At 71.0% G+C, this 20,854-nt stretch carries 22 protein-coding genes; 13 read left to right on the forward strand and 9 right to left on the reverse strand.

The window, feature by feature from the left end; all coding sequences use genetic code 11:
* Positions 1–150 precede the first annotated feature (150 nt).
* Complete coding sequence (locus CJ226_RS12885; protein ID WP_102209416.1) at positions 151–1,152, forward strand: LacI family DNA-binding transcriptional regulator; 1,002 nt, start codon at positions 151–153, stop codon at positions 1,150–1,152.
* A 9-nt stretch (positions 1,153–1,161) separates the two neighbouring features.
* On the opposite strand, the gene CJ226_RS12890 is transcribed toward CJ226_RS12885, so the two are convergent.
* From CJ226_RS12890 to CJ226_RS12900, 3 genes are read right to left on the reverse strand one after another with little or no spacing between them, the layout of a single operon-like run.
* Complete coding sequence (locus CJ226_RS12890; RefSeq protein WP_102209417.1) at positions 1,162–1,581, reverse strand: RbsD/FucU family protein; 420 nt, start codon at positions 1,579–1,581, stop codon at positions 1,162–1,164.
* 25 nt (positions 1,582–1,606) lie between these two features.
* A complete protein-coding gene (locus CJ226_RS12895) occupies positions 1,607–2,575 on the reverse strand; it encodes an aldo/keto reductase (RefSeq protein WP_102209418.1) in 969 nt (322 codons plus the stop codon).
* Positions 2,562–3,857, reverse strand: a complete 1,296-nt coding sequence (locus CJ226_RS12900) for an L-fuconate dehydratase (RefSeq protein ID WP_102209517.1) — start codon at positions 3,855–3,857, stop codon at positions 2,562–2,564. The genes CJ226_RS12895 and CJ226_RS12900 overlap by 14 nt, the downstream gene beginning before the upstream one ends.
* Positions 3,858–3,980: 123 nt before the next feature.
* Between CJ226_RS12900 and CJ226_RS12905 the strand changes: the two genes are divergently transcribed.
* Together CJ226_RS12905 and CJ226_RS12910 are read left to right on the forward strand one after the other, a co-directional pair.
* Complete coding sequence (locus tag CJ226_RS12905) at positions 3,981–4,841, forward strand: fumarylacetoacetate hydrolase family protein (protein ID WP_102209419.1); 861 nt, start codon at positions 3,981–3,983, stop codon at positions 4,839–4,841.
* Positions 4,842–4,906: 65 nt separating this feature from the next.
* Entirely contained in the window at positions 4,907–5,635 is a 729-nt protein-coding gene (locus CJ226_RS12910) for an SDR family NAD(P)-dependent oxidoreductase (RefSeq protein WP_219719921.1), read from the forward strand.
* Positions 5,636–6,059: 424 nt separating this feature from the next.
* Here CJ226_RS12910 and CJ226_RS12915 read toward each other — a convergent pair whose 3' ends face one another.
* Positions 6,060–6,959, reverse strand: a complete 900-nt coding sequence (locus CJ226_RS12915; RefSeq protein ID WP_082802977.1) for an amidohydrolase — start codon at positions 6,957–6,959, stop codon at positions 6,060–6,062.
* A 47-nt stretch (positions 6,960–7,006) separates the two neighbouring features.
* Here CJ226_RS12915 and CJ226_RS12920 point away from each other — a divergent pair, with 47 nt between their 5' ends.
* Positions 7,007–7,684 (forward strand): FadR/GntR family transcriptional regulator, encoded by a 678-nt coding sequence (locus CJ226_RS12920; protein ID WP_025105368.1) that lies wholly within the window; start codon positions 7,007–7,009, stop codon positions 7,682–7,684.
* A 4-nt stretch (positions 7,685–7,688) separates the two neighbouring features.
* Here CJ226_RS12920 and CJ226_RS12925 read toward each other — a convergent pair whose 3' ends face one another.
* Complete coding sequence (locus tag CJ226_RS12925) at positions 7,689–8,351, reverse strand: transaldolase family protein (protein WP_085605542.1); 663 nt, start codon at positions 8,349–8,351, stop codon at positions 7,689–7,691.
* Positions 8,352–8,469: 118 nt separating this feature from the next.
* Between CJ226_RS12925 and CJ226_RS12930 the strand changes: the two genes are divergently transcribed.
* Genes CJ226_RS12930 through CJ226_RS12950 form a run of 5 tightly spaced genes read left to right on the forward strand, consistent with a single transcriptional unit; the run spans position 8,470 to position 12,283 of the window.
* Positions 8,470–9,432 carry a ribokinase gene (locus CJ226_RS12930; RefSeq protein ID WP_062637075.1) on the forward strand — a complete coding sequence of 321 codons (963 nt, stop codon included), beginning with the start codon at positions 8,470–8,472 and terminating at the stop codon, positions 9,430–9,432.
* Positions 9,433–9,446: 14 nt separating this feature from the next.
* The gene (gene rbsD / locus CJ226_RS12935; RefSeq protein WP_102209421.1) at positions 9,447–9,851 is read left to right on the forward strand and encodes a D-ribose pyranase; all 405 of its coding nucleotides are present in this window, start codon (positions 9,447–9,449) and stop codon (positions 9,849–9,851) included.
* On the forward strand, positions 9,851–10,663 hold the full coding sequence (locus CJ226_RS12940; RefSeq protein ID WP_102209422.1) for a GntR family transcriptional regulator: 813 nt from the start codon (positions 9,851–9,853) through the stop codon (positions 10,661–10,663). The genes rbsD and CJ226_RS12940 overlap by 1 nt, the downstream gene beginning before the upstream one ends.
* Positions 10,664–10,687: 24 nt before the next feature.
* Positions 10,688–11,746, forward strand: coding sequence for a PLP-dependent cysteine synthase family protein (locus CJ226_RS12945; protein ID WP_102209423.1), 1,059 nt, complete (start codon positions 10,688–10,690; stop codon positions 11,744–11,746).
* A gap of 21 nt (positions 11,747–11,767) precedes the next feature.
* Complete coding sequence (locus CJ226_RS12950; RefSeq protein WP_102209424.1) at positions 11,768–12,283, forward strand: glycine cleavage system protein R; 516 nt, start codon at positions 11,768–11,770, stop codon at positions 12,281–12,283.
* Positions 12,284–12,387: 104 nt separating this feature from the next.
* Here CJ226_RS12950 and CJ226_RS12955 read toward each other — a convergent pair whose 3' ends face one another.
* The gene (locus tag CJ226_RS12955) at positions 12,388–13,065 is read right to left on the reverse strand and encodes a FadR/GntR family transcriptional regulator (RefSeq protein WP_102209425.1); all 678 of its coding nucleotides are present in this window, start codon (positions 13,063–13,065) and stop codon (positions 12,388–12,390) included.
* Between the two features lie 166 nt (positions 13,066–13,231).
* On the opposite strand from CJ226_RS12955, the gene CJ226_RS12960 reads away from it, so the two are divergent.
* From CJ226_RS12960 to CJ226_RS12975, 4 genes are read left to right on the forward strand one after another with little or no spacing between them, the layout of a single operon-like run.
* Positions 13,232–14,467, forward strand: a complete 1,236-nt coding sequence (locus CJ226_RS12960; RefSeq protein WP_102209426.1) for an aminotransferase class V-fold PLP-dependent enzyme — start codon at positions 13,232–13,234, stop codon at positions 14,465–14,467.
* A 60-nt stretch (positions 14,468–14,527) separates the two neighbouring features.
* Positions 14,528–15,841 (forward strand): sugar ABC transporter substrate-binding protein, encoded by a 1,314-nt coding sequence (locus CJ226_RS12965; RefSeq protein ID WP_102209427.1) that lies wholly within the window; start codon positions 14,528–14,530, stop codon positions 15,839–15,841.
* A 3-nt stretch (positions 15,842–15,844) separates the two neighbouring features.
* Positions 15,845–16,792 carry a carbohydrate ABC transporter permease gene (locus CJ226_RS12970; protein WP_025105358.1) on the forward strand — a complete coding sequence of 316 codons (948 nt, stop codon included), beginning with the start codon at positions 15,845–15,847 and terminating at the stop codon, positions 16,790–16,792.
* Complete coding sequence (locus tag CJ226_RS12975) at positions 16,789–17,709, forward strand: carbohydrate ABC transporter permease (RefSeq protein WP_219719923.1); 921 nt, start codon at positions 16,789–16,791, stop codon at positions 17,707–17,709. Before CJ226_RS12970 ends, CJ226_RS12975 begins: the two co-directional genes overlap by 4 nt.
* 66 nt (positions 17,710–17,775) lie before the next feature.
* On the opposite strand, the gene CJ226_RS12980 is transcribed toward CJ226_RS12975, so the two are convergent.
* Genes CJ226_RS12980 through CJ226_RS12990 form a run of 3 tightly spaced genes read right to left on the reverse strand, consistent with a single transcriptional unit; the run spans position 17,776 to position 20,842 of the window.
* Positions 17,776–18,789: an aldo/keto reductase family protein gene (locus tag CJ226_RS12980; protein ID WP_102209428.1), complete on the reverse strand. Its 1,014-nt coding sequence runs from the start codon at positions 18,787–18,789 to the stop codon at positions 17,776–17,778.
* A gap of 52 nt (positions 18,790–18,841) precedes the next feature.
* A complete protein-coding gene (locus CJ226_RS12985) occupies positions 18,842–19,339 on the reverse strand; it encodes a hypothetical protein (RefSeq protein WP_102209429.1) in 498 nt (165 codons plus the stop codon).
* Between the two features lie 9 nt (positions 19,340–19,348).
* Positions 19,349–20,842 carry a PLP-dependent aminotransferase family protein gene (locus tag CJ226_RS12990; protein WP_180964598.1) on the reverse strand — a complete coding sequence of 498 codons (1,494 nt, stop codon included), beginning with the start codon at positions 20,840–20,842 and terminating at the stop codon, positions 19,349–19,351.
* Positions 20,843–20,854 lie beyond the last annotated feature (12 nt).

A 20,854-nucleotide genomic window follows, 5' to 3' on the forward strand; every position in this document is an offset into this window, starting at 1 on the left:
CGTGGACTTGGCACGTTACAAGTCCGATGTGCGAGTCACGCTACGTCGCCCTCCGCCGGGGTGTCAAGAACTTTCTTGGCACGTTACAAGTCCTCCGCTAGCCTGGGCCTCGTCCGGCCGCGCCTGCGGTCCCATCGCCGAAGGAGGACCATGCCCGCGAGCGTGAAGGATGTCGCGGCTCTCGCGGGGGTCTCGGCGTCGACCGTGTCGAACTACCTCAATCACCCGCACGTCCTCGGCGCCGCCAGCCGCGAGCGCGTGCGCGCCGCGATCGCCGAGCTCGGCTTCGTGCCGAACGAATCGGCTCGTCAGCTCCGCGCCGGGTCGAGCAAAGCCCTCGCCCTCATCCTCCTCGACGCCTGGCTGCCGTACTTCAACGACCTCTCCCGCGGCGTCGACGACGTGGCCCGCGAGGGCGGCTGGTCGCTCTTCTTCAGCGACAGCGCGCGGGATGCCGCCCGCGAGGAGCAGAACATCGACATGTTCGAGGCCCACCGGGTGCAGGGCATCGTCATCTACCCGCGCGGCGATGTCGTGCCACGGCTGGAACAGCTCGCGACCCACGGGATCCGCTCCGTGGTCGTCGGCCCCATCCGGGATTCGCCCTCCGTCGCCGCGGTCACCTTCGACGACCGCGGCGGCGGACGGCTGGCCGGCGAGCACCTGCTCTCCCTCGGCCGTCGCCGCATCCTGTTCCTCGGAGCCCCGACGGTGAGCCAGTCGAACGATCGTCTCGCCGGGCTGCGCGACGCGGTGGCGGGGACCGACGCCCGCGTCTCCGTCCTCGACGTCGAGCATCTCACGACGGAAGACGGCCTCCGGGCCGGGGCGCACCTGACGGACCTCCCGGCGGAAGAGCGTCCCGACGCGGTCTTCGCCGCGAACGACGGGGTGGCCCTCGGCGTGCTGACACAGCTGCTCCGCCACGGCATCCGGGTGCCGGAGGAGATCGCCCTCGTCGGGTTCGACGACGTGGCCGCCGCACACCAGGGCGTGGTGCCGCTGACGAGCATCCGGCAGCCCGGCTACGAGATCGGTCGCGCCGCCGGGGCCGCGCTGCTGCAGCTCCTCGCCGATCCGACCGCCGCGCCTCCGGCGCCCACGCCGTTCCCCGCCGAGCTCATCGTGCGGGAGTCGACCGTCGGGCGCTGAACCCCCGGGTCAGGCCGAGGGGTGGCCGACCACACCCTTCCGGAGGAGTGCATTGCCGTACTTGCGCGTCTCTCCCGTGCGCACCATCAGGTACGCCTCGTTCGCGACCTCGTAGTACGCGAAGCGCTCGACGAAGCGCGTGGTGTCGAGCTCCGTGCCGGCGGCGGCCATGAGTTCGCGCTGCACGTCCAGCACCTCGCCGTCGGCCGAGGTCATCAGATCGATGCCCGGCGCGTCGTCGAGCGGCAGCACGCTGCGGATGGCCGCGACGACCTCGGGCGTGGTGGTGCCGGGAAGATCGACCACGCGCGCCCCGAGACCCCAGGCCGGGAAGTGCGCGTCGGCGACGACCACGGCGTCGGAGTGCCCCATCCGGTCGAGATGCAGCAGCAGCTCCCCGGTCAGCAGCGGGTGGATTCCTTCGAGCACGGCGGCTCCTCTCGGTGGATGGAGGTCAGGAGGCGGGGATCAGGCCCTCGGCCGCGAGGTTCTCCCACAGGGCCGACGGGATCTCCCGGGCAGCGTACTCCGCGTTCTGCCGGAGCTGCGCCGGGCGACTGCCACCGACCACCACGGAGCGCACCACGTCGGACTGGAGCGGGAACCGGATCGCCGCGGCCGGCAGGGGCACGTCGTGATCGGCGCACACTGCGGCGATGCGCACGAGGCGGTCCCACAGCTCGTCGGGGAGCTGTCCGTACTCGTAGCGGCCGTCCCGACGCGGCTCGTTCGCCGCGAGGAGCCCGGAGTTGAACACCGACGCCGCGACGATCCCCGTCCCGGTCTCGCGGCACGCGGGCAGCACGTCGACGGCGGCGGGCTGCTCCAGCAGCGTGTACCGGCCGGCCACCATCACGAGGTCGAGGTCGGCGGAGCGCACGGATGCCGCCAGAGCCTCCGACACCATCGACCCGATGCCGATCGCGGTCACCTCGCCGTCCGCGCGCAGCTGCTCGAGGGCGGGAAGGGCCTCGGCGAGCGCGAGGTCGAGGTCGTGCCGCTCCGGGTCGTGCAGGTACAGGAGGTCGATGCGCTCGATGCCGAGCCGCTCGCGGGACTCGTCCAAGCTCGTCCGGATGCCGTCCGCCGAGAAGTCCCACACGCGCTGGAGGTCGTCCGGCACGTGGAAGTCGTTCGCGGTGTCGAGGCCGCCGGCGTGATCGGGATTCGGGCGGAGCAGACGGCCGACCTTGGTCGAGAGCACGTAGTCGCCCCGCGGCTTGGTCTGCAGGAAGGCTCCGAGCCGGCGCTCGGACAGCCCGAGGCCGTAGTGCGGAGCGGTGTCGTAGAAGCGGATGCCGCTCTCCCACGCCGCGTCCAGCACCGCCCACGCGTCGTCGTCGGACAGCTCACGGAAGAGGTTGCCGACGTTCGCGGCACCGTAGCCGAGGGTCGGGACGGTCAGGCGGTCAGGCGTGGACATGCGCACCCGTCCAGGTGTACTCCGCGATGCTGTCGGCCTTCATCTCCATGCCCGTGCCCGGAGCGGTGGGAGCCATGTAGGAGCCGCCCTGGATGTCGGTCGGCACGACGAAGTGCTCGTGCAGGTGGTCGACGAACTCGATCAGGCGGCCCTCGCGGGTGCCGGAGACGGCGACGAAGTCGAACATCGACAGGTGCTGCACGGCCTCGCACAGCCCGACGCCGCCGGCATGCGGGCACACCGGCACGTCGAACTTCGCCGCGAGCAGCAGGTTGGCGATGTTCTCGTTGACCCCCGCGACGCGGACGGCGTCGATCTGCATGACCGAGATCGCGTCGGCCTGGAGCAGCTGCTTGAAGATCATCCGGTTCTGCGCGTGCTCACCGGTGGCGACACGGATGGGCGCGACGCCGCGGGCGATCTCGGCGTGTCCGAGGATGTCGTCCGGGCTCGTGGGCTCCTCGATCCAGGCGGGGTGGAACTCGGCGAGCGCGTTCACCCACTCGATCGCCTCGGACACCTCCCAGCGCTGGTTGGCGTCAATCGCGATGGGGAAGTCCGGGCCGCACACCTCGCGCGCCTTGCGGAAGCGGCGGATGTCGTCGTCGAGGTCGGCGCCCACCTTGAGCTTGATCTGCGTGAACCCGTCGGCCATGGCCTCGCGGGCGAGGCGCTCGAGCTTCTCGTCGGAGTAGCCGAGCCAGCCGGGGCTCGTCGTGTAGCCGGGGTAGCCGGTGGCGAGGAGCTGCTGCTCGCGCTCGGCCCGGCCGGGCTCCGCCGCGCGCAGGATCTCCAGCGCCTCCTCGCGGGTGAGGGCGTTGGTGAGGTAGCGGAAGTCGACGAGGTCGACGAGCTCCTCCGGCGTCATCCGGGCGAGCAGCTGCCACAGCGGCAGGCCCGCGCGCTTGGCCTTGATGTCCCACAGCGCGTTCACGACCGCGCCGATGGCCATGTGCATGACGCCCTTCTCCGGGCCCAGCCAGCGGAGCTGCGAGTCGCCGATGATCTCGCGGAACGTGCCGCCCATGTCGTCGAGCAGCGGCTCGATCTCACGTCCGACGAGGTGTCCGGCGAGCGCGTCGATGGCGGCGACCTGCACATCGTTGCCGCGGCCGATCGTGAAGACGAAGGCGTGCCCCTCGATGCCGTCGCCGGCGTCCGTGCGGACGACGACGTACGCGGCGGAGTAGTCGGGGTCCGGGTTCATCGCGTCGGAGCCGTCCAGGCTCAGCGACGTGGGGAAGCGGATGTCGGTGGTGTCGAGGGCGACGATACGGCTCACGGGGTTCCTCTCCATGCGCGGGTCGTTCTTCCGCGCGGATCTCTTGGAGTGTAAACATCCGATGTCTATACTGTCAACGAGACCGGCCGCTGAGCAGCGGCCTCCCGAACGATCAGGAGAATCATGAAGTTCGCGCGGCTCGGCACCCCGGGGGCGGAGATCCCCGTCCTCCTGGAGGGTGACCGCTACCTCGACCTCCGCCCGGTGACATCCGATGTCAACGGCGACTTCCTTGCGGGGGACTTCGTCGCCCGCGTCGCCGCCGCCCGCGACGCCGGGGAGCTCTCCGAGCTGCCGGACGCCGCGACGATGCGCATCGGCGCCCCGATCGCCCGCCCGAGCGCGGTGATCTGCATCGGGATGAACTACGCCGCCCACGCCGCGGAGTCGGGGTCGGAGCCGCCGACCATCCCCATCATCTTCCTCAAAACCCCCAACACCGTCGTCGGCCCGAACGACACCGTGACGATCCCGCGCGGGAGCGAGAAGACGGACTGGGAGGTCGAGCTCGGCATCGTCATCGGCACCCGCACCGCGTACCTCGACTCCCCGGAGGAGTCGATGGCGCACGTCGCCGGCTTCGTCGCCGCGAACGACGTGTCGGAGCGCGACTTCCAGATGGCGGTCTCGGGCGGGCAGTGGTCGAAGGGCAAGATCGCCTTCGGCTTCAACCCCACGGGTCCGTGGCTGGTCACGCCGGACGAGGTCGACCACCAGGCGCTCGGCCTCCGCAGCTTCGTGAACGGCGAGCCGCGGCAGGACTCGAACACGAGCGACATGATCTTCACGGTCGAGCAGATCGTGCACCACCTGTCGCAGTATGTGACGCTCGAGCCCGGTGATCTGATCCTCACCGGCACCCCGCAGGGCGTGGCCCTGTCCGGCAAATACCCCTACCTCAGCGCGGGCGACGTGGTCGAGATCGAGATCGACGGCCTCGGCCGCCAGCGCCAGGACTTCATCGCATGGGAGGCAGAGAAGTGACCCTTCGACAGGCTCAGGGACCCCTTCGACAGGCTCAGGGACCCGACGCCGGCACGGAAGGCCTCGTGGCCATCGTCACCGGTGGCGCCTCCGGCATCGGCGCGGCGATCGCCGACCGTCTGCACGCGGACGGGGTCACCGTCGCGGTCCTCGACCGCGACACCACCCACGCCGACGAGCGCTTCGCCGCGTTCACCGCCGACGTCTCCGACCGCGCGAGCGTGGACGCCGCCGTGGCCGCCGTCGCCGAGCGCTTCGGCCGCATCGACATCGTCGTCAACAACGCCGGCATCGGCGCACAGGGCGACATCGCCGCGAACGACGACGACGAGTGGGCGCGCGTCCTCTCCATCAACGTCACCGGCATCGCGCGGGTGACGTCGGCGGCACTGCCCTGGCTGCGGAAGTCCCCGGCCGCCGCGGTGTGCAACACGGCCTCGATCGCCTCGACCACCGGGCTCCCGCAGCGGGCGCTGTACTCCGCGTCGAAGGGCGCCGTGTCGGCTCTGACCCGCGCGATGGCCGCCGACCACCTGCGCGAGGGCATCCGCGTCAATGCGGTCAACCCCGGCACGGCAGACACGCCGTGGGTCGGACGACTGCTCGACTCCGCGGCCGACCCCGCCGCCGAGCGGGCCGCGTTGGAGGCACGACAGCCCCACGGACGCCTGGTGAGCCCCGACGAGGTCGCCGCCGCGGTGGCCTACCTCGTGAGTCCCGCCGCGGGCTCCACCACGGGCACCTTCATCGAGGTCGACGGCGGGATGGCGCAGCTCCGCCTCCGCCCCGAGTAACCCGATCTTCCCGACGGCCCGGTGTCTCCCCGCGAGACCCCGGGCCGTCCCCGTCCCGTCCCGCCGTTCCGCCCCGTTCCGTCCCCAGCCGGGATCAATTCCGCTCCCCCGCCCCGCCCCGCACGCCCCTTTCTCATCCCGCACGCCCCACGCTTCCCGCCCGCCCCACCCTTCGGGATCAGAATCGCTCCTCCACCCCGCCCCGCAGGCTCCTTTCGCGTCCCGCACACTGCCTCGCCGCGCGGGCGGGATCAGAATCGCTCCTCGATGCGGCGGCCGCGGAGCGTTCTCATCTCGCACGCCCCGAGGCGCCCCGGAGGGACGACCGTGAGCGGCACGGCACCCATCCGGCCGGGATCAGAAACGGGCGCGGACGGGGCTCCGGAGGTGGCATATCGCACTCCTCCGCGAAAGGGGGTGGGGGTTAGAGGGAGTAGACGGAGGTGGCGGTGGCGTGGAAGAGGGCGTCGTGATCGATGCCGCGGGAGGAGGCCCACGTCGCCACGGCGTCCGCCCAGCGGCTGCGGGCGGACGGCTGATACACCGGTGCACCGTCGGCGGGAGCGTGCGTGCCGTCATGCTCCGCGGAGCCGACCGCCGACACGGGCCAGTCGCTCCCCCACATCAGGCGCTCGGGACCGAAGACGTCGGCCGCGGTGTCGAGGAAGGGTTCGAGCTGCGCGAGGCTCCAGTCCCCTCCGGCTTCCGCGGGCAGTCCGGACACCTTGCAGAACACCCCGGGGTGTCGCGCGAGTTCGGCGAGGTCCCGCTCCCACTCCACAGAGGGCGTGCGCGGAGCCGAAGCCGTCCCGACCTCCGGCTTACCCAGGTGGTCGAGCACGATCCGCAGCTCGGGGATCGCGCCGGACAGTCGTGCGAGGTCCGGGAGTTGCGCGGCACGCACGCACGCGTCGAAGGTCCACCCGTGCGCCGCGACCTCCCGGGCTCCGGTGATGAACGCCGACGAGAGCATCAGGCCGTCCGGCTCCCCCTGCAGGAGGTGACGCACCCCGACCACCAGGGGCTCGGCGGTGAGGCTCTCCAGGTGCACCGTGGTATCGGTCCCGCGGTCGAGACGGGCGCCGGCCACGATGCCGACCACCCCGAGGCGCTCCGCCTGCCCGGCCACCCACCGCACCTCCGCGAGGAAGTCGTCCTCGGCGGTCTCGGCCTGCACGAACACTGCCCGCTCGTCCGTGGCCCGGTCCCCCCGCGCACGGTCGAGCTCGAGAGCGCCGAAGCGCCCCGCGAGCGGACCCTCCAGCCACGTGTACTCGAGAGCCTCCGGGTCCCACAGGTGCAGGTGCGAGTCGAGGATGCGCATGTCCCCATCCTGCCGCAGACATCGGATGTTGTGCGAGGATGAGCGCCATGGCAGTGACGGACGAGGCGATCGAGAAGATCAAGGCGATGATCGTGTCGGGCGAACTGGCCCCCGGCGATCGCCTGCCCCCGGAGAAGGAGCTGTCCGAGCGCCTCGGCCTCTCCCGCAACTCCATGCGCGAGGCGGTCAAGGCACTGGAGGTCATCCGCGTGCTCGACGTACGCCGCGGCGACGGCACCTACGTCACGAGCCTGGAGCCGCACCTGCTGCTGGAGGCGATCGCCTTCGTCGTGGACATGCACGACGACGACTCGATGCTGGAGATGTTCGCCGTCCGCCGGATGCTCGAATCGCAGGCCACCGGTCTCGCGGCGACCCTCGGCACGGACGAGGCGATCGCGGCCCTGCAGGAGGAGGTGGAGGCCGTCGACGCGTCCGTCGGGATCGAGGAGCTCGTCGACCACGACATCCGCTTCCACCGCGAGATCGTGGGCATGGCGGGCAACGCCTACCTCGCGAGCCTCATCGAGCACCTGAGCAGCCAGACGGTCCGGGCGCGCGTGTGGCGGGGTCTCACGGAGGGCGGCGCCGTGGAGCGCACTCTGTCGGAGCACCGCGCCATCGCCGATGCCATCGCCCAGCGCGACTCGGCGCTGGCGACCTCCCTCGCCACGGCCCACATCGCCGGTGTCGAGCGGTGGCTGCGGCAGGCCGCGTCGGCCTGAGCCGTCAGGCCCCGAGGCGCTGCATCGCGGCGTCGAACTCCGCCGCCGAGCTGTCGCTCACCTCGTGGAACAGCAGCTGGTCGAGCACGTCGGGCGCAGCGGTGAAGTAGGGCACCCCGGCCGCGCGCAGCCCCGTGATGTCGTCGGCCGAGCGCAGGGACGCGGCGAGGACGTTGGAGCCGCTGCCCGCGCACATCTCCTGCATCCGGGCGATGAGCGCGTCGCCGTCCATGCCCGCGTCGCGCATGCGTCCGAGGTAGGGCGCGATGTACTGGGCGCCGATCGAGGCGCACGCGAGCGCCTGCGCGACGGAGTACACCGCCGTGACGAGGACCGTGGCCCCGTCGCGGACGAGGGCCGAGGCCGCCGCGAAACCCGCTGCAGTCGCGGGCACCTTGACCGCCACCCGGTCGCCGAGCGCGCGGATGCCCTCCGCGTTCCGGAGGAAGGAGTCCGTGTCGCCGCCCCACGTCTGGAAGAAGACCTCCCGTGCGCCCTCGTCCACCCAGCGGGCATAGAGGTCGGGGATCTCCGCCGCCGTCCGCCCGCCGCGCTCGAGGATCGTGGGGTTCGTCGTGACGCCCTGCACCACCCCGGCGGAGAGCAGCCGCGAGACGCGGTCGGTGTCGGCGCTGTCGACGTACAGGCGGGGCGCGATCGCGGTCATCGGGGTCTCCTCGCGGGCAACCTGTCGTTACAGGTGGGGCTTCGGCTAATGTAATGACAGCTCCCGAACCTTGTCAAAGACCGGGAGCCCCGCGCTGTCGAGGAGGATCAGGAGCGAGATGACACCCGCACACCCCGGCGACCGCTCCGGCGTCGTCATCGTCGGCAGCGTGACGGCCGACGTCACGACCTTCTCCCAGCGGCTCCCCGCCCGCGGCGAGACCATCCTCGGCGACGAGTTCACGCTGATGCTCGGCGGCAAGGGCGCGAACCAGGCCGTCGCGGCCGGACGCTCCGGAGCCCGCACGAGCTTCGTCGGGTGCGTCGGCGACGACCTGTTCCACGACCTCGTGGTGGAAGGGCTCACCGCGGCCGGCGTCGACCTCGCGCACCTGCGCACCGTGCCGGGCCCGACCGGCATCGCGCACATCCGCGTCGACGCCTCCGCGCAGAACGACATCGTCATGGTGCCGCTCGCCAACGCCGCCCTCAGCACGGCGCAGATCGACGAAGCCCTCGCGGCTCTCGCCCCGACGACCTCCGTCCTGCTCACCCAGCTCGAGACCCCGTCCGCCCTGACCGCTCACATCACCGCGCGCGGTCGCGAGCACGGGATGACCGTGATCCTCGATCCGGCGCCGGCGGCGGAGCTGGCGCCGGAGATCTGGCGGAGCATCGACATCGTCACCCCGAACGAGACCGAGGCGTCGCTCATCAGCGGCATCGAGGTGACCGACGCCGTCTCCGCCGAACGCGCCGGGCACTGGTTCCTGGAGCAGGGCGTGGGCGCCGCGGTCATCACCCTGGCCGGGCAGGGGTCGTGCGTCGTCACCGCCGAGGGCGCCACCGTCGTCCCGCCGTTCCCCGTGGAGGCCGTCGATACCACCGCCGCGGGCGACGCCTACGCCGGCTACCTCGGTGCGGCGCTCGCGAGCGGAGCCGCCCTCACCGATGCGGTGCGGCTGGCGACCGCCGCGGGCGCCCTCACCGTCACGAAGCAGGGGGCCTCACCGAGCCTCCCCCACCGCGCCGACGTCGAGGCCTTCCTCGCCGCGCGCACCGCGGCCCCCGTCGCGAACTGAACCAGGAGCACACGATGCGCAAGACCTCGACCACGATCAACCCGGCGCTCTCCCGCGTCATCAGCGAGACCGGGCACACCGATCTGATCGTCGTGACCGACGCCGGGCTGCCGATCCCGCCGGGATCCGAGCGCATCGACCTCGCCTACCGTCCCGGCGCTCCCGCGTTCCTCGACGTGCTCGACACGGTGCTCGCGGAGCTCGTGGTCGAGGGGGCGACGGTGTCGGCCGAGGTCGCCGAGAAGAGCCCGGAGGTGCTCGACGCCCTGCGCGAGCGCTTCGCCGACGCAGGGTTCGAGATCGAGCTCGTCCCGCACGTCGAGTTCAAGCAGCGCACGCACGCCGCCCGTGCCTTCGTGCGCTCGGGGGAGTTCACCCCGTACGCGAACGTGATTCTGCACGCGGGGGTGGCGTACTGATGTCTCTCATCGAGGATGCGATCGACCGCCACAGCGCGGCGCCGATGTACGACCAGCTCCGGCAGCTCATCATCGACGGCATCGCCCGCGACGGTCTGCAGCCGGGCGATCCCCTCCCCGGCGAGCACCGGCTGTGCGAGCGCTACGGCATCTCCCGCACGGTCGTGCGCCAGGCGCTCGCCCAGCTCGAGCACGAGGGACTCGTCGAGCGTGTGAAGGGCAAGGGCACCTTCGTCTCCCGCCCGCGCACGAGCGAGAGTCTCGTACACACGCTCGTCGGGCTGTACGACGACGTCGAGCGGCGCGGCGGCCACGTGCACAGCGACGTCCTCCGGCACGAGCAGACCGTCGCCGACGAGGAGGTCGCCCTGGCCCTGGAGGTGCCGGTCGGATCGCCGGTGATCGTGCTGGAGCGACTGCGGCACGTCGACGGCGACCCCTGGTCGCTCTCAACCACGTGGATGCCGGAGGCGGTGGGAGCGGTGACGCTCGGCGCCGACCTCACCGAGGCGTCGCTGTACCGGCTGCTCGCCGACCACGGCATCATCGCCACGCACGGTGTCCGCTCCGCCGAGGCGACGGTCGCCACGCACGAGCAGGCTCAGCATCTCGGTGTGAGCGCCGGCTCCGCCCTCCTCCGCCTGCGCAGCATCAGCCGCAGCGAGGACGGGCTGCCGATCGAGTACTTCATCGCGTACCACCGGGGCGACCGCTCGCGCTTCGAGTTCCAGCTCCAGCAGGAGCAGTCCCAGGCGTCGCTGATGCACGTGGACGGATCGGGCGACGCCTCCCCCGCGGGCACGGTGGGCTGACGTCGGGCCGGTACGCTCGAGGGCATGAGCGACTGGACCAGCACCGCGATCGCCCTGCTGGAAGCCGATGCTAACCGCAGCGCCGACACGCACCTGCACCTGTTCCCGCTGCCGCCGGAGTGGGGCATCGACCTCTACCTCAAGGACGAGTCGGTGCATCCGACCGGCTCCCTCAAGCACCGCCTCGCGCGCTCCCTCCTCCTGTACGGACTCGTCAACGGTCGCATCCGCGAGGACACGACCCTCGTGGAGTCGTCGAGCGGGTCGACCGCGGTGTCGGAGGCCTACTTCGCCCGGATGCTGGGGCTGAAGTTCATCACCGTCGTGCCCCGATCGACGGTGCAGGAGAAGATCGACCTCATCGAGTTCTACGGCGGCACCTGCCATTTCGTGGATCGCGCGGAGGACATGTCACCCGAGGCGCAGCGCCTGGCGGCGGACTGCACCGGGCACTACCTCGACCAGTTCACCTACGCGGAGCGTGCAACCGACTGGCGCGGCAACAACAACATCGCCGACAGCGTGTTCGGCCAGCTCGCCCAGGAGCGGCATCCGATCCCGCGCTGGATCGTCACGGGCGCCGGCACCGGCGGCACCAGCGCCACGTTCGGCCGGTACGTGAAGTACCGCCGCCATGACACCCGGATCGCGGTCGTTGACCCCGAGGGCTCGGCCTTCTACGACGGCTGGGCGGGGACGGTCGACCCGCCGGCCGGACGCCCGAGTCGCATCGAGGGCATCGGGCGGCCGCGGGTGGAGGCCTCGTTCGTGCCGTCCGTGATCGACGAGATGATCCAGGTCCCGGACGCGGGCTCCATCGCCGCGATCCGGCTCCTCCGCGAGCGCACCCTGCACTGGGCGGGCGGCTCCACCGGCACGAACCTCTACGGCGCGTTCCAGCTCATCGCCCGGATGCGTGCCGCGGGCGAGACCGGCAGCGTCGTGACCCTGATCTGCGACAGCGGTGTGCGGTACGCCGGCACGTACTACTCGGACGAGTGGGTCGCGCAGCAGGGGTGGGACCTCGCCCCGCACCGTGCGCGATTGGAGCGGTTCCTGGAGACCGGGGTCTGGGCGGACTGATCCTCGGGTTACGCTGACCCCATGACCACACTCATCCTCACTGTCGCGGGTGCCGATCGTCCGGGCCTCGTGGCCGCCGTCGCCGATGTCGTCGATGCCCATGGCGGCAACTGGGAGAACAGCTCCCTCGCCGAGCTCGCCGGCACGTTCGCGGGTGTCATCGAGGTGTCCGTGCCGACCGAGCGCACGGGGGAGCTCGAGACCGCGCTCCGGGGGATCCAGGGGCAGGGGCTGCTCACGCTCTCGGTGCTCACCGGCACGCCAGGGCCGTCCGAGGATGAGGAGCAGCTGCTCGTGATGCAGGTGCTCGGCAACGACCGCCCCGGCATCGTGCGCGAGGTCTCGGCGGTGCTGAACGCGCATGCCCTGAGCATCGAGGAGCTCACGACCGAGACCCGGGAGGCCGCGATGGCCGGCGGGCGGCTGTTCGAGGCCTCGGTGATCGCGAGGGTCCCGCCGACGGTCGACCTCGACGCCCTGCGCGCCGACCTCGAGCGCCTCGCGTCGGAGATCCAGGTCGACATCAACCTCGGCTGACCCCGTTCGCCATCCCGCCCCCTTCGGTGCCGCCCACCCCCTTCCGGACGGCCGAATAGGGCCGGGGCGCACGAAAGAGGGTGGCTCGGCCGGGAAACCAGGAGTCAGAGGCCGGAGTACCGCCGCACCCAGTACTCGGTGTAGGCGACGTGAGCGGACGCGGCGGCCGAGGCAGCGACCGGATCCGCGGCGGCGAGGCCGCGGAGGATCGCGCGGTGGCCGGCGTCGGAGTGGATCTTGAGCTCCGCGGCATCCTCCGGGTCGGAGATCCGGTAGGCACGGGAGCGGGAACGCAGCACGTCGATCAGGCTCGTCAGGGCCTCGTTGCCCGCGACCGACGAGATGGCCATGTGGAACTCGTGGTCGAGGCGGGACTGCGCCTCGAAATCCGTCGTCGACTCGATCTCCGTGAGCACCGCGTCGAGCGCAGCGACCGTGTCCTCGTCGATCCGGGCCGCGGCGAGCGCCGCCGCATGGGGCTCGAGCACCCGTCGGAGCTCCGTCAGCTCCAGCACCCCGGCCATCGGCAGCAATCCGACCGTGAGAGAGAGACTGCCGATGAGGTCGGCCGCGCGGAGCTCGCTGACGTAGCTGCCGGAACCGTGCCGCGTCTCCAACACGCCCAGTGCGGCGAGGGTCCGGATGGCTTCGCGGAGCGACCCGCGCGAGACACCGAGCCGTTCGCACAGCTCCCCCTCGCTCGGCAGCCGGTCACCGGGGCGCAGGGCGCCGTCGGCGATGAGAGCCCGCAGGCCGTGCAGCGCCGTGTCGAGTGCGCTCATCGTCATCCTCTCTGCCACTCCCCCACCCCTCGTGAAGTCTGTCGGACGCCCCCGGCGTCGCAAACTCGTATGACAACTATGTTTCATCTTCGCGGTTTCGTAGCCAAAATCGAAGGCGTGTGGCACAGTTGTGCAACAACTCGCCCCCACTCACCGATGAGGTCCGATGCCCGCTCCGCAGTTCCCCGCTCCGCTCACGCTGAACTCCGGCCTGCGAGCGCGCGATGCCTGGCCCCTCGACCCGACGGTGATCCACCTCAACCACGGATCCTTCGGGGCGGTGCCGTCGGTCGTGGTCGCCCATCAGGACGCCCTGCGCCGCCGTGCCGACCTGAGCCCCGTGGAGTGGTTCCCTCGCATCGCGGAGCGCGTACAGGAGGCGAGGCAGCGGACGGCTCCGTTCGTCGGCGCCCGCCCGGAGGACAGCGTGTTCGTGCCCAACGCCTCCGCCGCGGCCACGGTCGTCTACAACGCCCTCCAGCTCGACAGGGGCGACGAGATCCTCGTGACCGACCAGGGCTACGGCGCCATCACCATGGGCGCCGAGCGCCTCGCCCGACGCTTCGGCGCCTCCGTCCGCACGGTCGCGCTTCCCCTGCTCGCGGATGACGACGAGATCGTGCAGCTCTTCGCCGACGCCCTCTCCCCGCGCACGCGGCTGCTCGTCGTCGACCAGATCACCTCGCCCACGGCCCGCCTGCTGCCCACCCGTCGCATCGCCGACCTCGCGGCCGCACGCGGTGTGCGCACGCTCGTCGACGGCGCCCACGCTCCCGGCCTCATCCCGGACGCGGCGGCCGTCGCCGGCGGCGACTGGTGGTTCGGGAATCTGCACAAGTGGCCCTGCGCCCCGCGCGGCTCCGCCCTCCTCGTCACCACCGCCCCCGACCGCGACGAGCTCTGGCCGCTGATCGACTCCTGGGCCGCGCGCGAGCCGTACCCCGAGCGCTTCGACACGCAGGGCACAATCGACGCGACGACCTACCTCGCCACCCCCACCGCGATCGAGTTCATCGAGGCCGAGTTCGGATGGGCGGCCGCCCGCGACGCCATGGCCGCGCGTGCCGACGCCGGTGCCGAGCTCATCGCCGAAGCCCTGCGCCCCTTCAGCGACGAGGATCCGCTGACCCCCCTCCCCTCCCCGGTGCCGTCCATGCGGCTCATCCGGCTGCCGCTCGGCCTCGGCGCCACCCGCGAGGAGGCCGACGCGCTGCGCATGGACCTCCTCGACGAGGTCGGCGTGGAGACCGCGTTCACGAGCTTCCGGGGCGTCGGCTACTTCCGCCTGTCCGCGCACCTGTACACGGAGGCGTCCGACATCGAGGCGTTCGTCGAGCGCTGCGTCCCCGCGATCCTGCGCCGCGCCGGCATCCGCCCCGCTGACGCCCTCATCCTCCCCTGACCCGCACCACCTCCCGCACGACCCACCCGAACACCACCCACCCCCACCGAGAGGCACATCGTGAAGAACAAGATCTTGACGACCGCAGCCGGAGTCGGCACCGTCGCCGTCCTCGCACTCACCGGCTGCTCCGGAGGCTCCGGCTCGTCCGGCGGCGACGGCAGCGTCACCCTCCAGATGGTCGAGAGCCTGACGAACCCGGCGCGCACCGAGCTGCTCCGCGGACTGCTCGACGAGTTCGAGAAGGACAACCCCGACATCACCGTCACCCTGGTCTCCCCGCCCACCGAGCAGGCCGACCAGAAGATCCAGCAGATGCTGCAGTCCGGTAAGGGCGTCGACGTGCTCGAGGTGCGCGACATCACCGTCGGGCCGTTCGCGAACAACGGCTGGCTCTACGACCTCGGCGCCGATCTGAAGAAGTGGGACGGCTGGGACGCCCTCACCGAGAACGCGCAGTCGGCCTCGGTCGCGGAGGACGGCAAGAGCTACTTCGTCCCCTACGGCTTCTACGGCCTGTCGCTGTTCTACCGCACCGACCTCGTCGAGCAGGCCGGCTTCGACGGCCCGCCGCACAGCTGGAAGGACCTGCTGGAGCAGGCGTCGGCGATCCAGGACCCGTCGAACAACATCTATGGGTACGCGTTCCGTGGCGGTCAGAACGCGAACAGCAACGTCGTCGCGGCGATCGAGGCCTACACGATCGATGGCCTCGACACGGAGGACGCGTTCCTCATGGAGGACGGCTCGACGATCTTCGCCGCCCCCGAAGCACAGGAGGCCGTCGACGACTACTTCGACCTGTTCACCGAGGCCTCGCCGCCGTCCGCCGTCTCGTGGGGCTACCCCGAGATGGTCGCCGGGTTCACCAACGGCACCACGGCCTTCCTCCTGCAGGACCCGGAGGTCATCGCGACGGTGCAGGACTCCTCGCTGACCGAGGACCAGTGGGACACCGCGCCGCTGCTCGTCGGCCCGTCCGGCAAGGCCGCACAGCCCCTCGCCGTCGCCGGCTGGGGTGTTGCGGAGAACAGCGAGCACAAGGAGGCGGCGGTGAAGCTCGTTGAGTTCCTGTCGTCCGCCGAGCCCGCCACCGAGTTCGCGCAGGCGAACAGCCTCGTCCCGATCATCGCGGCCGCCGCGGACGACGAGTTCTACTCCACCGGCCCGTGGACCAGCTACGTCACCATGACCGAGGACCCGGAGACCTACGTCAACGTGCGTCAGCCGCGCGGGGTGAGCTGGTGGACCGAGTGGATCCAGAAGTCCGACCAGGACGTGCAGAGCGTGCTGCTCGGCGACATGTCCACCAAGGACCTCCTCGCCTCGTGGGACGCTTTCTGGACCGAGAAGTACGCCGCGGAGAAGGGTTGATCCGTGGCCCGCACCATCCGTGAAGGGGGCTCCGTCGGCACCGCCGGCGGGGCCTCCCCGGCATCGCGTCGTCGCCCCTTCCGGGGCCGCACCGCCCTCACGCTGCTGGCCTTCCTCGCGCCCGCGATCGTCTTCGTCTGCTGGTTCACCTACTGGCCGATGCTGCAGGGCGCACGCATGGCCTTCCACGACTGGAACCTGTGGGATCTCACGTCGACGCCGTTCGTGGGCTTCGACAACTTCCTCGCCGTCTTCCGCGACCCGGCGTTCCCGACCGTGGCCTGGAACTCGGTGCTCTGGGTGGTCGGCTCGCTCGTGCCGCAGCTCGTGATCGGGTTCCTCATCGCGCTCGCCCTGCGCAAGCGGTTCCGCTTCCGCGGCCTCTACCAGGCGCTGGTGTTCTTCCCGTGGGCGGTGTCCGGCTTCCTCATCGGCATGCTGTTCCGCTGGATGTTCAACGCCGAGTTCGGCGTCGTCAACGACCTGCTCATGAAGGCGGGACTGATCGACGCCCCGCTGCCGTGGCTGGCCGACCCGAAGCTCGCGATGTTCGCCGTGATCGTGGCGAACATCTGGTACGGCGTGACCTTCTTCGCGATCATGATCCTCGCGGCACTCCAGTCGGTGCCGGACGAGATGCTGGAGGCGGCGAGCCTCGACGGCGCCGGCAAGGTGCGGCAGCTGTTCTCGATCATCATCCCGTACATCTCGATGACGCTGCTGCTCACGATCCTGCTGCGCGTGATCTGGATCTTCAACTTCCCCGACATCATCTACGCGATGACGAACGGCGGCCCAGCCAACCAGACCCACATCATCACGACGTGGATGATCAACTACACGCAGCAGGGCAACTACGGCATCGCGAGCGCCATCGGGCTCATCGTCGTGGCGTTCCTCATGGTGTTCTGCGCGTTCTACCTGATGGCGATGCGGAGAGTGCAGCGATGACCATCACCTCATCCGTCCGGACCGGGTCCTCGGTCACGGAGACCCGTCGCATCACGGTGCCCGACCCGAAGGCCGCCCCGCGTCCCAGGCCCCGCGTCACGGTGGGCGGCGTGGTGCGTATCGTCGGCCTGGGGCTGTGGCTGCTCATCACGCTGTTCCCGCTGTACTGGATCACGCTCACCGCGTTCAAGTCGCCGGGGACCATCAACCGCTTCCCGATCGAGTACTGGCCGAGCGAGCCCTCGCTGGACAACTTCACGAGCCTGTTCGAGAAGAGCTCGTTCGGGACGTTCCTGGCGAACTCGGCCATCGTGGCGGTGTCGGCGGGCGCGGTGGCGACGCTCATCGCCCTGCTCAGCGCCTACGTGCTGGCACGGTTCGAGTTCCGCGGCAAGGGCACGGTGCTCATCGCGTTCCTGTTGACGCAGATGATCCCGGCGTTCATCGCCCTCGGACCGCTGTACTCGATGATGACCGACCTGGGACTCGTCGACACCAAGCCCGGCCTCATCCTCGTCTACATCGCGATCTGCATCCCGTTCTCCACGGTCATGCTGCGGGGCTTCTTCGAGAACGTCCCCGACGCGCTGGAGGAGGCGGCGATGATCGACGGCTGCTCCCGCCTGGGCGCCCTGTTCCGGGTGCTCGTGCCGGTGATGACCCCTGGCATCATCGCCGCGTTCATCTTCAACTTCGTGAACTGCTGGAACGAGCTGTTCCTGTCGGTCGTGCTGATGAACACCGATGCGAACCGCACCGTGCCCTCGGCGCTGAACGGCTTCATCTCCACGTTCAACATCGACTGGGGCTCCATGAGCGCCGCGGCCGTGCTGACGATCCTCCCGACGATGGTGATGTTCGCCCTCGCCAGCCGCTGGATCGTCCAGGGCCTCACCGCCGGGGCCGTCAAGGAGTAACCCGCCCGAATCGCGCAAATGGTCCCATTCCTTGACGGAATGGGACCATTTGCGCGATTCGAAGGGCTAGACGAGCCGGGACTTCGGCGACACCGAGTACGTGTGCTCGGCGTCGCGGTTGACCGTGTCGCCGAGAGCCTCGTCGATCGCGGTCATGGTGTCGGCGTCGAGCGTCACGCCGGAGGCCTTGACCGTGTCGGCGAGCTGCTCCGGACGGGAGGCGCCGACGAGGGCCGCCGCGACGTTCGGGTTCTGCAGCACCCACGCGATCGCGAGCTGCGGCATCGACAGCCCCGCCTGCTCCGCGATCGGCTTGAGGCGCTGCACCGCGGTGAGGATGTCGTCCTGCAGGAAGCTCTTGATGAAGCCTGCGCCCGAGTTCTGATCCGTGGCCCGCGACCCCTCCGGCACCGGCTGGCCAGGGAGGTACTTGCCGCTCAGCACGCCCTGCGCCATCGGCGACCAGACGATCTGCGAGATGCCGAGCTCCTCCGACGCCGGGACCACCTTGCCCTCGATGACCCGCCACAGCATGGAGTACTGCGGCTGGTTGGAGATGAGCTGGATGCCGAGCTGCTTCGCCAGGGCGTGCCCTTCGCGGAGCTGCTCCGCGGTCCACTCCGAGACGCCGATGTAGAGCGCCTTGCCCTGCCGGACGATGTCGGCGAAGGCCTGGAACGTCTCCTCGAGCGGGGTCTCGTAGTCGAAGCGGTGCGCCTGGTAGAGATCGACGTAGTCGGTGCCGAGGCGGTGCAGCGAGCCGTTGATCGACTCCATGATGTGCTTCCGGCTCAGGCCGGTGTCGTTCGGACCCTTGGGGCCGGTCGGGAAGTAGACCTTGGTGAAGATCTCGAGGCTCTCGCGACGCTGGCCCTCCAGCGCCTTGCCGAGCACGACCTCCGCGGCCGTATTGGCGTACGTGTCCGCGGTGTCGAACGTGGTGATGCCGGCGTCCAGGGCGGCGTGCACGGTCTTGACCGCGGCGTCGTCCTCGACCTGCGAGGCATGCGTGACCCAGTTGCCGTACGTGATCTCCGAGACCTTGAGACCGCTGTTGCCGAGATAGCGATAGTTGACCATGGACCAACGCTAGTCCCGCCGGCGGACCGGCGGGCCGGATCGACGGTGATCGTCAGGCCGTGGCGGGCGCCGGTCCGCGGCGGCGGGACGTGAGCGCCGCCCCGACCAGCACCCCGACCGCGGCGAGCGCACTGACCGCGTATAGGGGCAGGGCCCACGGGGAGGCATCGGCGCCGCTGATGCCGAAGGTGTCGGCAAGCCCCATGCCCGGGCCGAACGACGCGATGAAGTAGGCCGGAGCCCCGCCCATGAGCAGCGCGAGGAAGGTCATGCCGGCCACCACCGCCGGAGCCCGCGTGAGGAGGCAGACGACGGCCGTCCCGATTCCCAGGCACACACCCGCACCGAGGATCCCGAGGACGGTCGGCGCCATGAGGCTCTCCCCGGCGTTCGACATCGCGGCCCGGACCTCGTCGAGCGAGAGGTCGCCCGGAGCCGCGGCGAGCGGGTTCAGCACGAGGATCTGCACCGCGGCGAGGGCGGCGTACGCGGTGACGGCGAGCACGCCCGCGACGCAGATCCAGAGGGTGGGACGCGGCATCGGTGTCATGCGGTCACCCTAGGCAGGGCTGCTGAGAGTCTCCCGGTACTCACGCCAGGCGTCGCCCAGCCGTCGCACCCCTTCGGTGAGCACGTCGTCCGGCGCGGTGAACGGCAGGCGCACGTGGTCGTCCGGCGCGGCGGCTGAGACCGCGAAGGCCCCGGTGCCCGCGATCGAGACGCCATGCGCCGCGGCGACGCGCGCGAGAGCCGATGCGGAGCCCTGAGGCAGCGCCGCCCACAGCGCGAGTCCGCCCCGAGGGGCGTCGGAGGTCCAGTCGGGGAGGTGCGCGGCCATCAGCTCCTGCAGCAGGAGGAGCCGCTGCTGGTGCACGCGGCTGGTGGCGCGGCGGAGCGCCGTCGCGTGCGCGATGAGGTCGAGTGCGAGGAGCTGGCCGGGCACGCTCGTGGACTGGTCGGCGAGCTGCCGGGCGCCGCGGAGCCGCCGGACCAGCACCGGGTCGGCCCGCAGCCACCCGATCCGCAGCCCGGCCCAGGCCCACTTCGACACGGATTCGACGACGAGCACCGGGGCATCCGGCCGCTCCGAGGCGAGCGTGGGCGGCACGACCCCGTCGAACGAGATGCCGGCGACGACGCGGTCCTCGATCACGGGGACCCCGTACTGCGCGGCGAGCTCGGCCACCCGGTGGCGCGCCGCCGCGGGCAGTCGCGTCCCCGTCGGGTTCTGGTGGTGCGGGTTGAGCGCGACGAGCACGGGACGCAGCCGGGCCATCGCCTGCTCCAGCGCGTCGACGTCGAGGCCGTCCGCGCCCATCGGCACGCCGTGCACGGTGCCGCCGCGCAGCCCCACGGAGTCGGTCACGCCCGGCCAGGTGATCTCCTCCGCGAGCACGACGTCGCCGGGTTCCACGAGCGCGTTGACGACGAGGCTGATGGCCTGCTGCGCGCCGTGGGTCACGAGGATCTGCTCGGGCGTGGTCGGCGTCCCCTCGGCGCGGTACATGCCGGCGATGAGTTCGCGGAGCGCGGGGAGCCCCGCGGGGTCGGTCTCCGGGAGCAGGGCGAGGTCGAGCCGCGGCTGGTGGTCGCGGATGAGCTGCACACCGAGGTCCGGGATCTGCGGCACCGTGCGGAGCAGATCGATCGCGTTGGGGAGAGCCGAGAACAGGGCCTCGCCGCGGCCGGGACGGCGGTCCGCCGCGGGGGTCGTCCTCGCCCCCGCGACTGTGGTCCCGCTCCCCTGCCGGCGCTCGACGAGGCCCTGCTCGGCGAGGGACGCATAGGCCGACACGACCGTGCCCCGCGAGACCGCGACCGCCGCGGAGAGGGCGCGTTCGGCAGGCAGGCGGTCCGCGGGACGCAGCTCACCACCGCTGATCAGGGCGGCGATCGCCGCGGCGAGGCGGGTGGAGAGGGTGCCGTCGCCGTGGGCCCAGCGGCCGAGGCGTGCGGCGAGAGCGCCCGCGGCGACCTCACCGCCCTGCACGAGGGGGCCGGGGGCCGATCCGTGGGCCACCGGCGTCGCATTGGCCCTGTCGAGGGTGTCCATGAGAGCCGATTC

This window comes from Microbacterium sp. UMB0228, from assembly GCF_002871415.1.
GTDB lineage: Bacteria > Actinomycetota > Actinomycetes > Actinomycetales > Microbacteriaceae > Microbacterium.

Coding starts and splice junctions, on each gene's coding strand:
- CJ226_RS12885 (WP_102209416.1), top strand. CDS start 151: ATGCCCGCGAGCGTGAAGGATGTCGCGGCTCTCGCGGGGGTCTCGGCG.
- CJ226_RS12895 (WP_102209418.1), bottom strand. CDS start 2,575: ATGTCCACGCCTGACCGCCTGACCGTCCCGACCCTCGGCTACGGTGCC.
- CJ226_RS12905 (WP_102209419.1), top strand. CDS start 3,981: ATGAAGTTCGCGCGGCTCGGCACCCCGGGGGCGGAGATCCCCGTCCTC.
- CJ226_RS12915 (WP_082802977.1), bottom strand. CDS start 6,959: ATGCGCATCCTCGACTCGCACCTGCACCTGTGGGACCCGGAGGCTCTC.
- CJ226_RS12920 (WP_025105368.1), top strand. CDS start 7,007: ATGGCAGTGACGGACGAGGCGATCGAGAAGATCAAGGCGATGATCGTG.
- CJ226_RS12925 (WP_085605542.1), bottom strand. CDS start 8,351: ATGACCGCGATCGCGCCCCGCCTGTACGTCGACAGCGCCGACACCGAC.
- CJ226_RS12930 (WP_062637075.1), top strand. CDS start 8,470: ATGACACCCGCACACCCCGGCGACCGCTCCGGCGTCGTCATCGTCGGC.
- rbsD (WP_102209421.1), top strand. CDS start 9,447: ATGCGCAAGACCTCGACCACGATCAACCCGGCGCTCTCCCGCGTCATC.
- CJ226_RS12940 (WP_102209422.1), top strand. CDS start 9,851: ATGTCTCTCATCGAGGATGCGATCGACCGCCACAGCGCGGCGCCGATG.
- CJ226_RS12945 (WP_102209423.1), top strand. CDS start 10,688: ATGAGCGACTGGACCAGCACCGCGATCGCCCTGCTGGAAGCCGATGCT.
- CJ226_RS12950 (WP_102209424.1), top strand. CDS start 11,768: ATGACCACACTCATCCTCACTGTCGCGGGTGCCGATCGTCCGGGCCTC.
- CJ226_RS12955 (WP_102209425.1), bottom strand. CDS start 13,065: ATGAGCGCACTCGACACGGCGCTGCACGGCCTGCGGGCTCTCATCGCC.
- CJ226_RS12960 (WP_102209426.1), top strand. CDS start 13,232: ATGCCCGCTCCGCAGTTCCCCGCTCCGCTCACGCTGAACTCCGGCCTG.
- CJ226_RS12975 (WP_219719923.1), top strand. CDS start 16,789: ATGACCATCACCTCATCCGTCCGGACCGGGTCCTCGGTCACGGAGACC.
- CJ226_RS12980 (WP_102209428.1), bottom strand. CDS start 18,789: ATGGTCAACTATCGCTATCTCGGCAACAGCGGTCTCAAGGTCTCGGAG.
- CJ226_RS12985 (WP_102209429.1), bottom strand. CDS start 19,339: ATGACACCGATGCCGCGTCCCACCCTCTGGATCTGCGTCGCGGGCGTG.
- CJ226_RS12990 (WP_180964598.1), bottom strand. CDS start 20,842: ATGGACACCCTCGACAGGGCCAATGCGACGCCGGTGGCCCACGGATCG.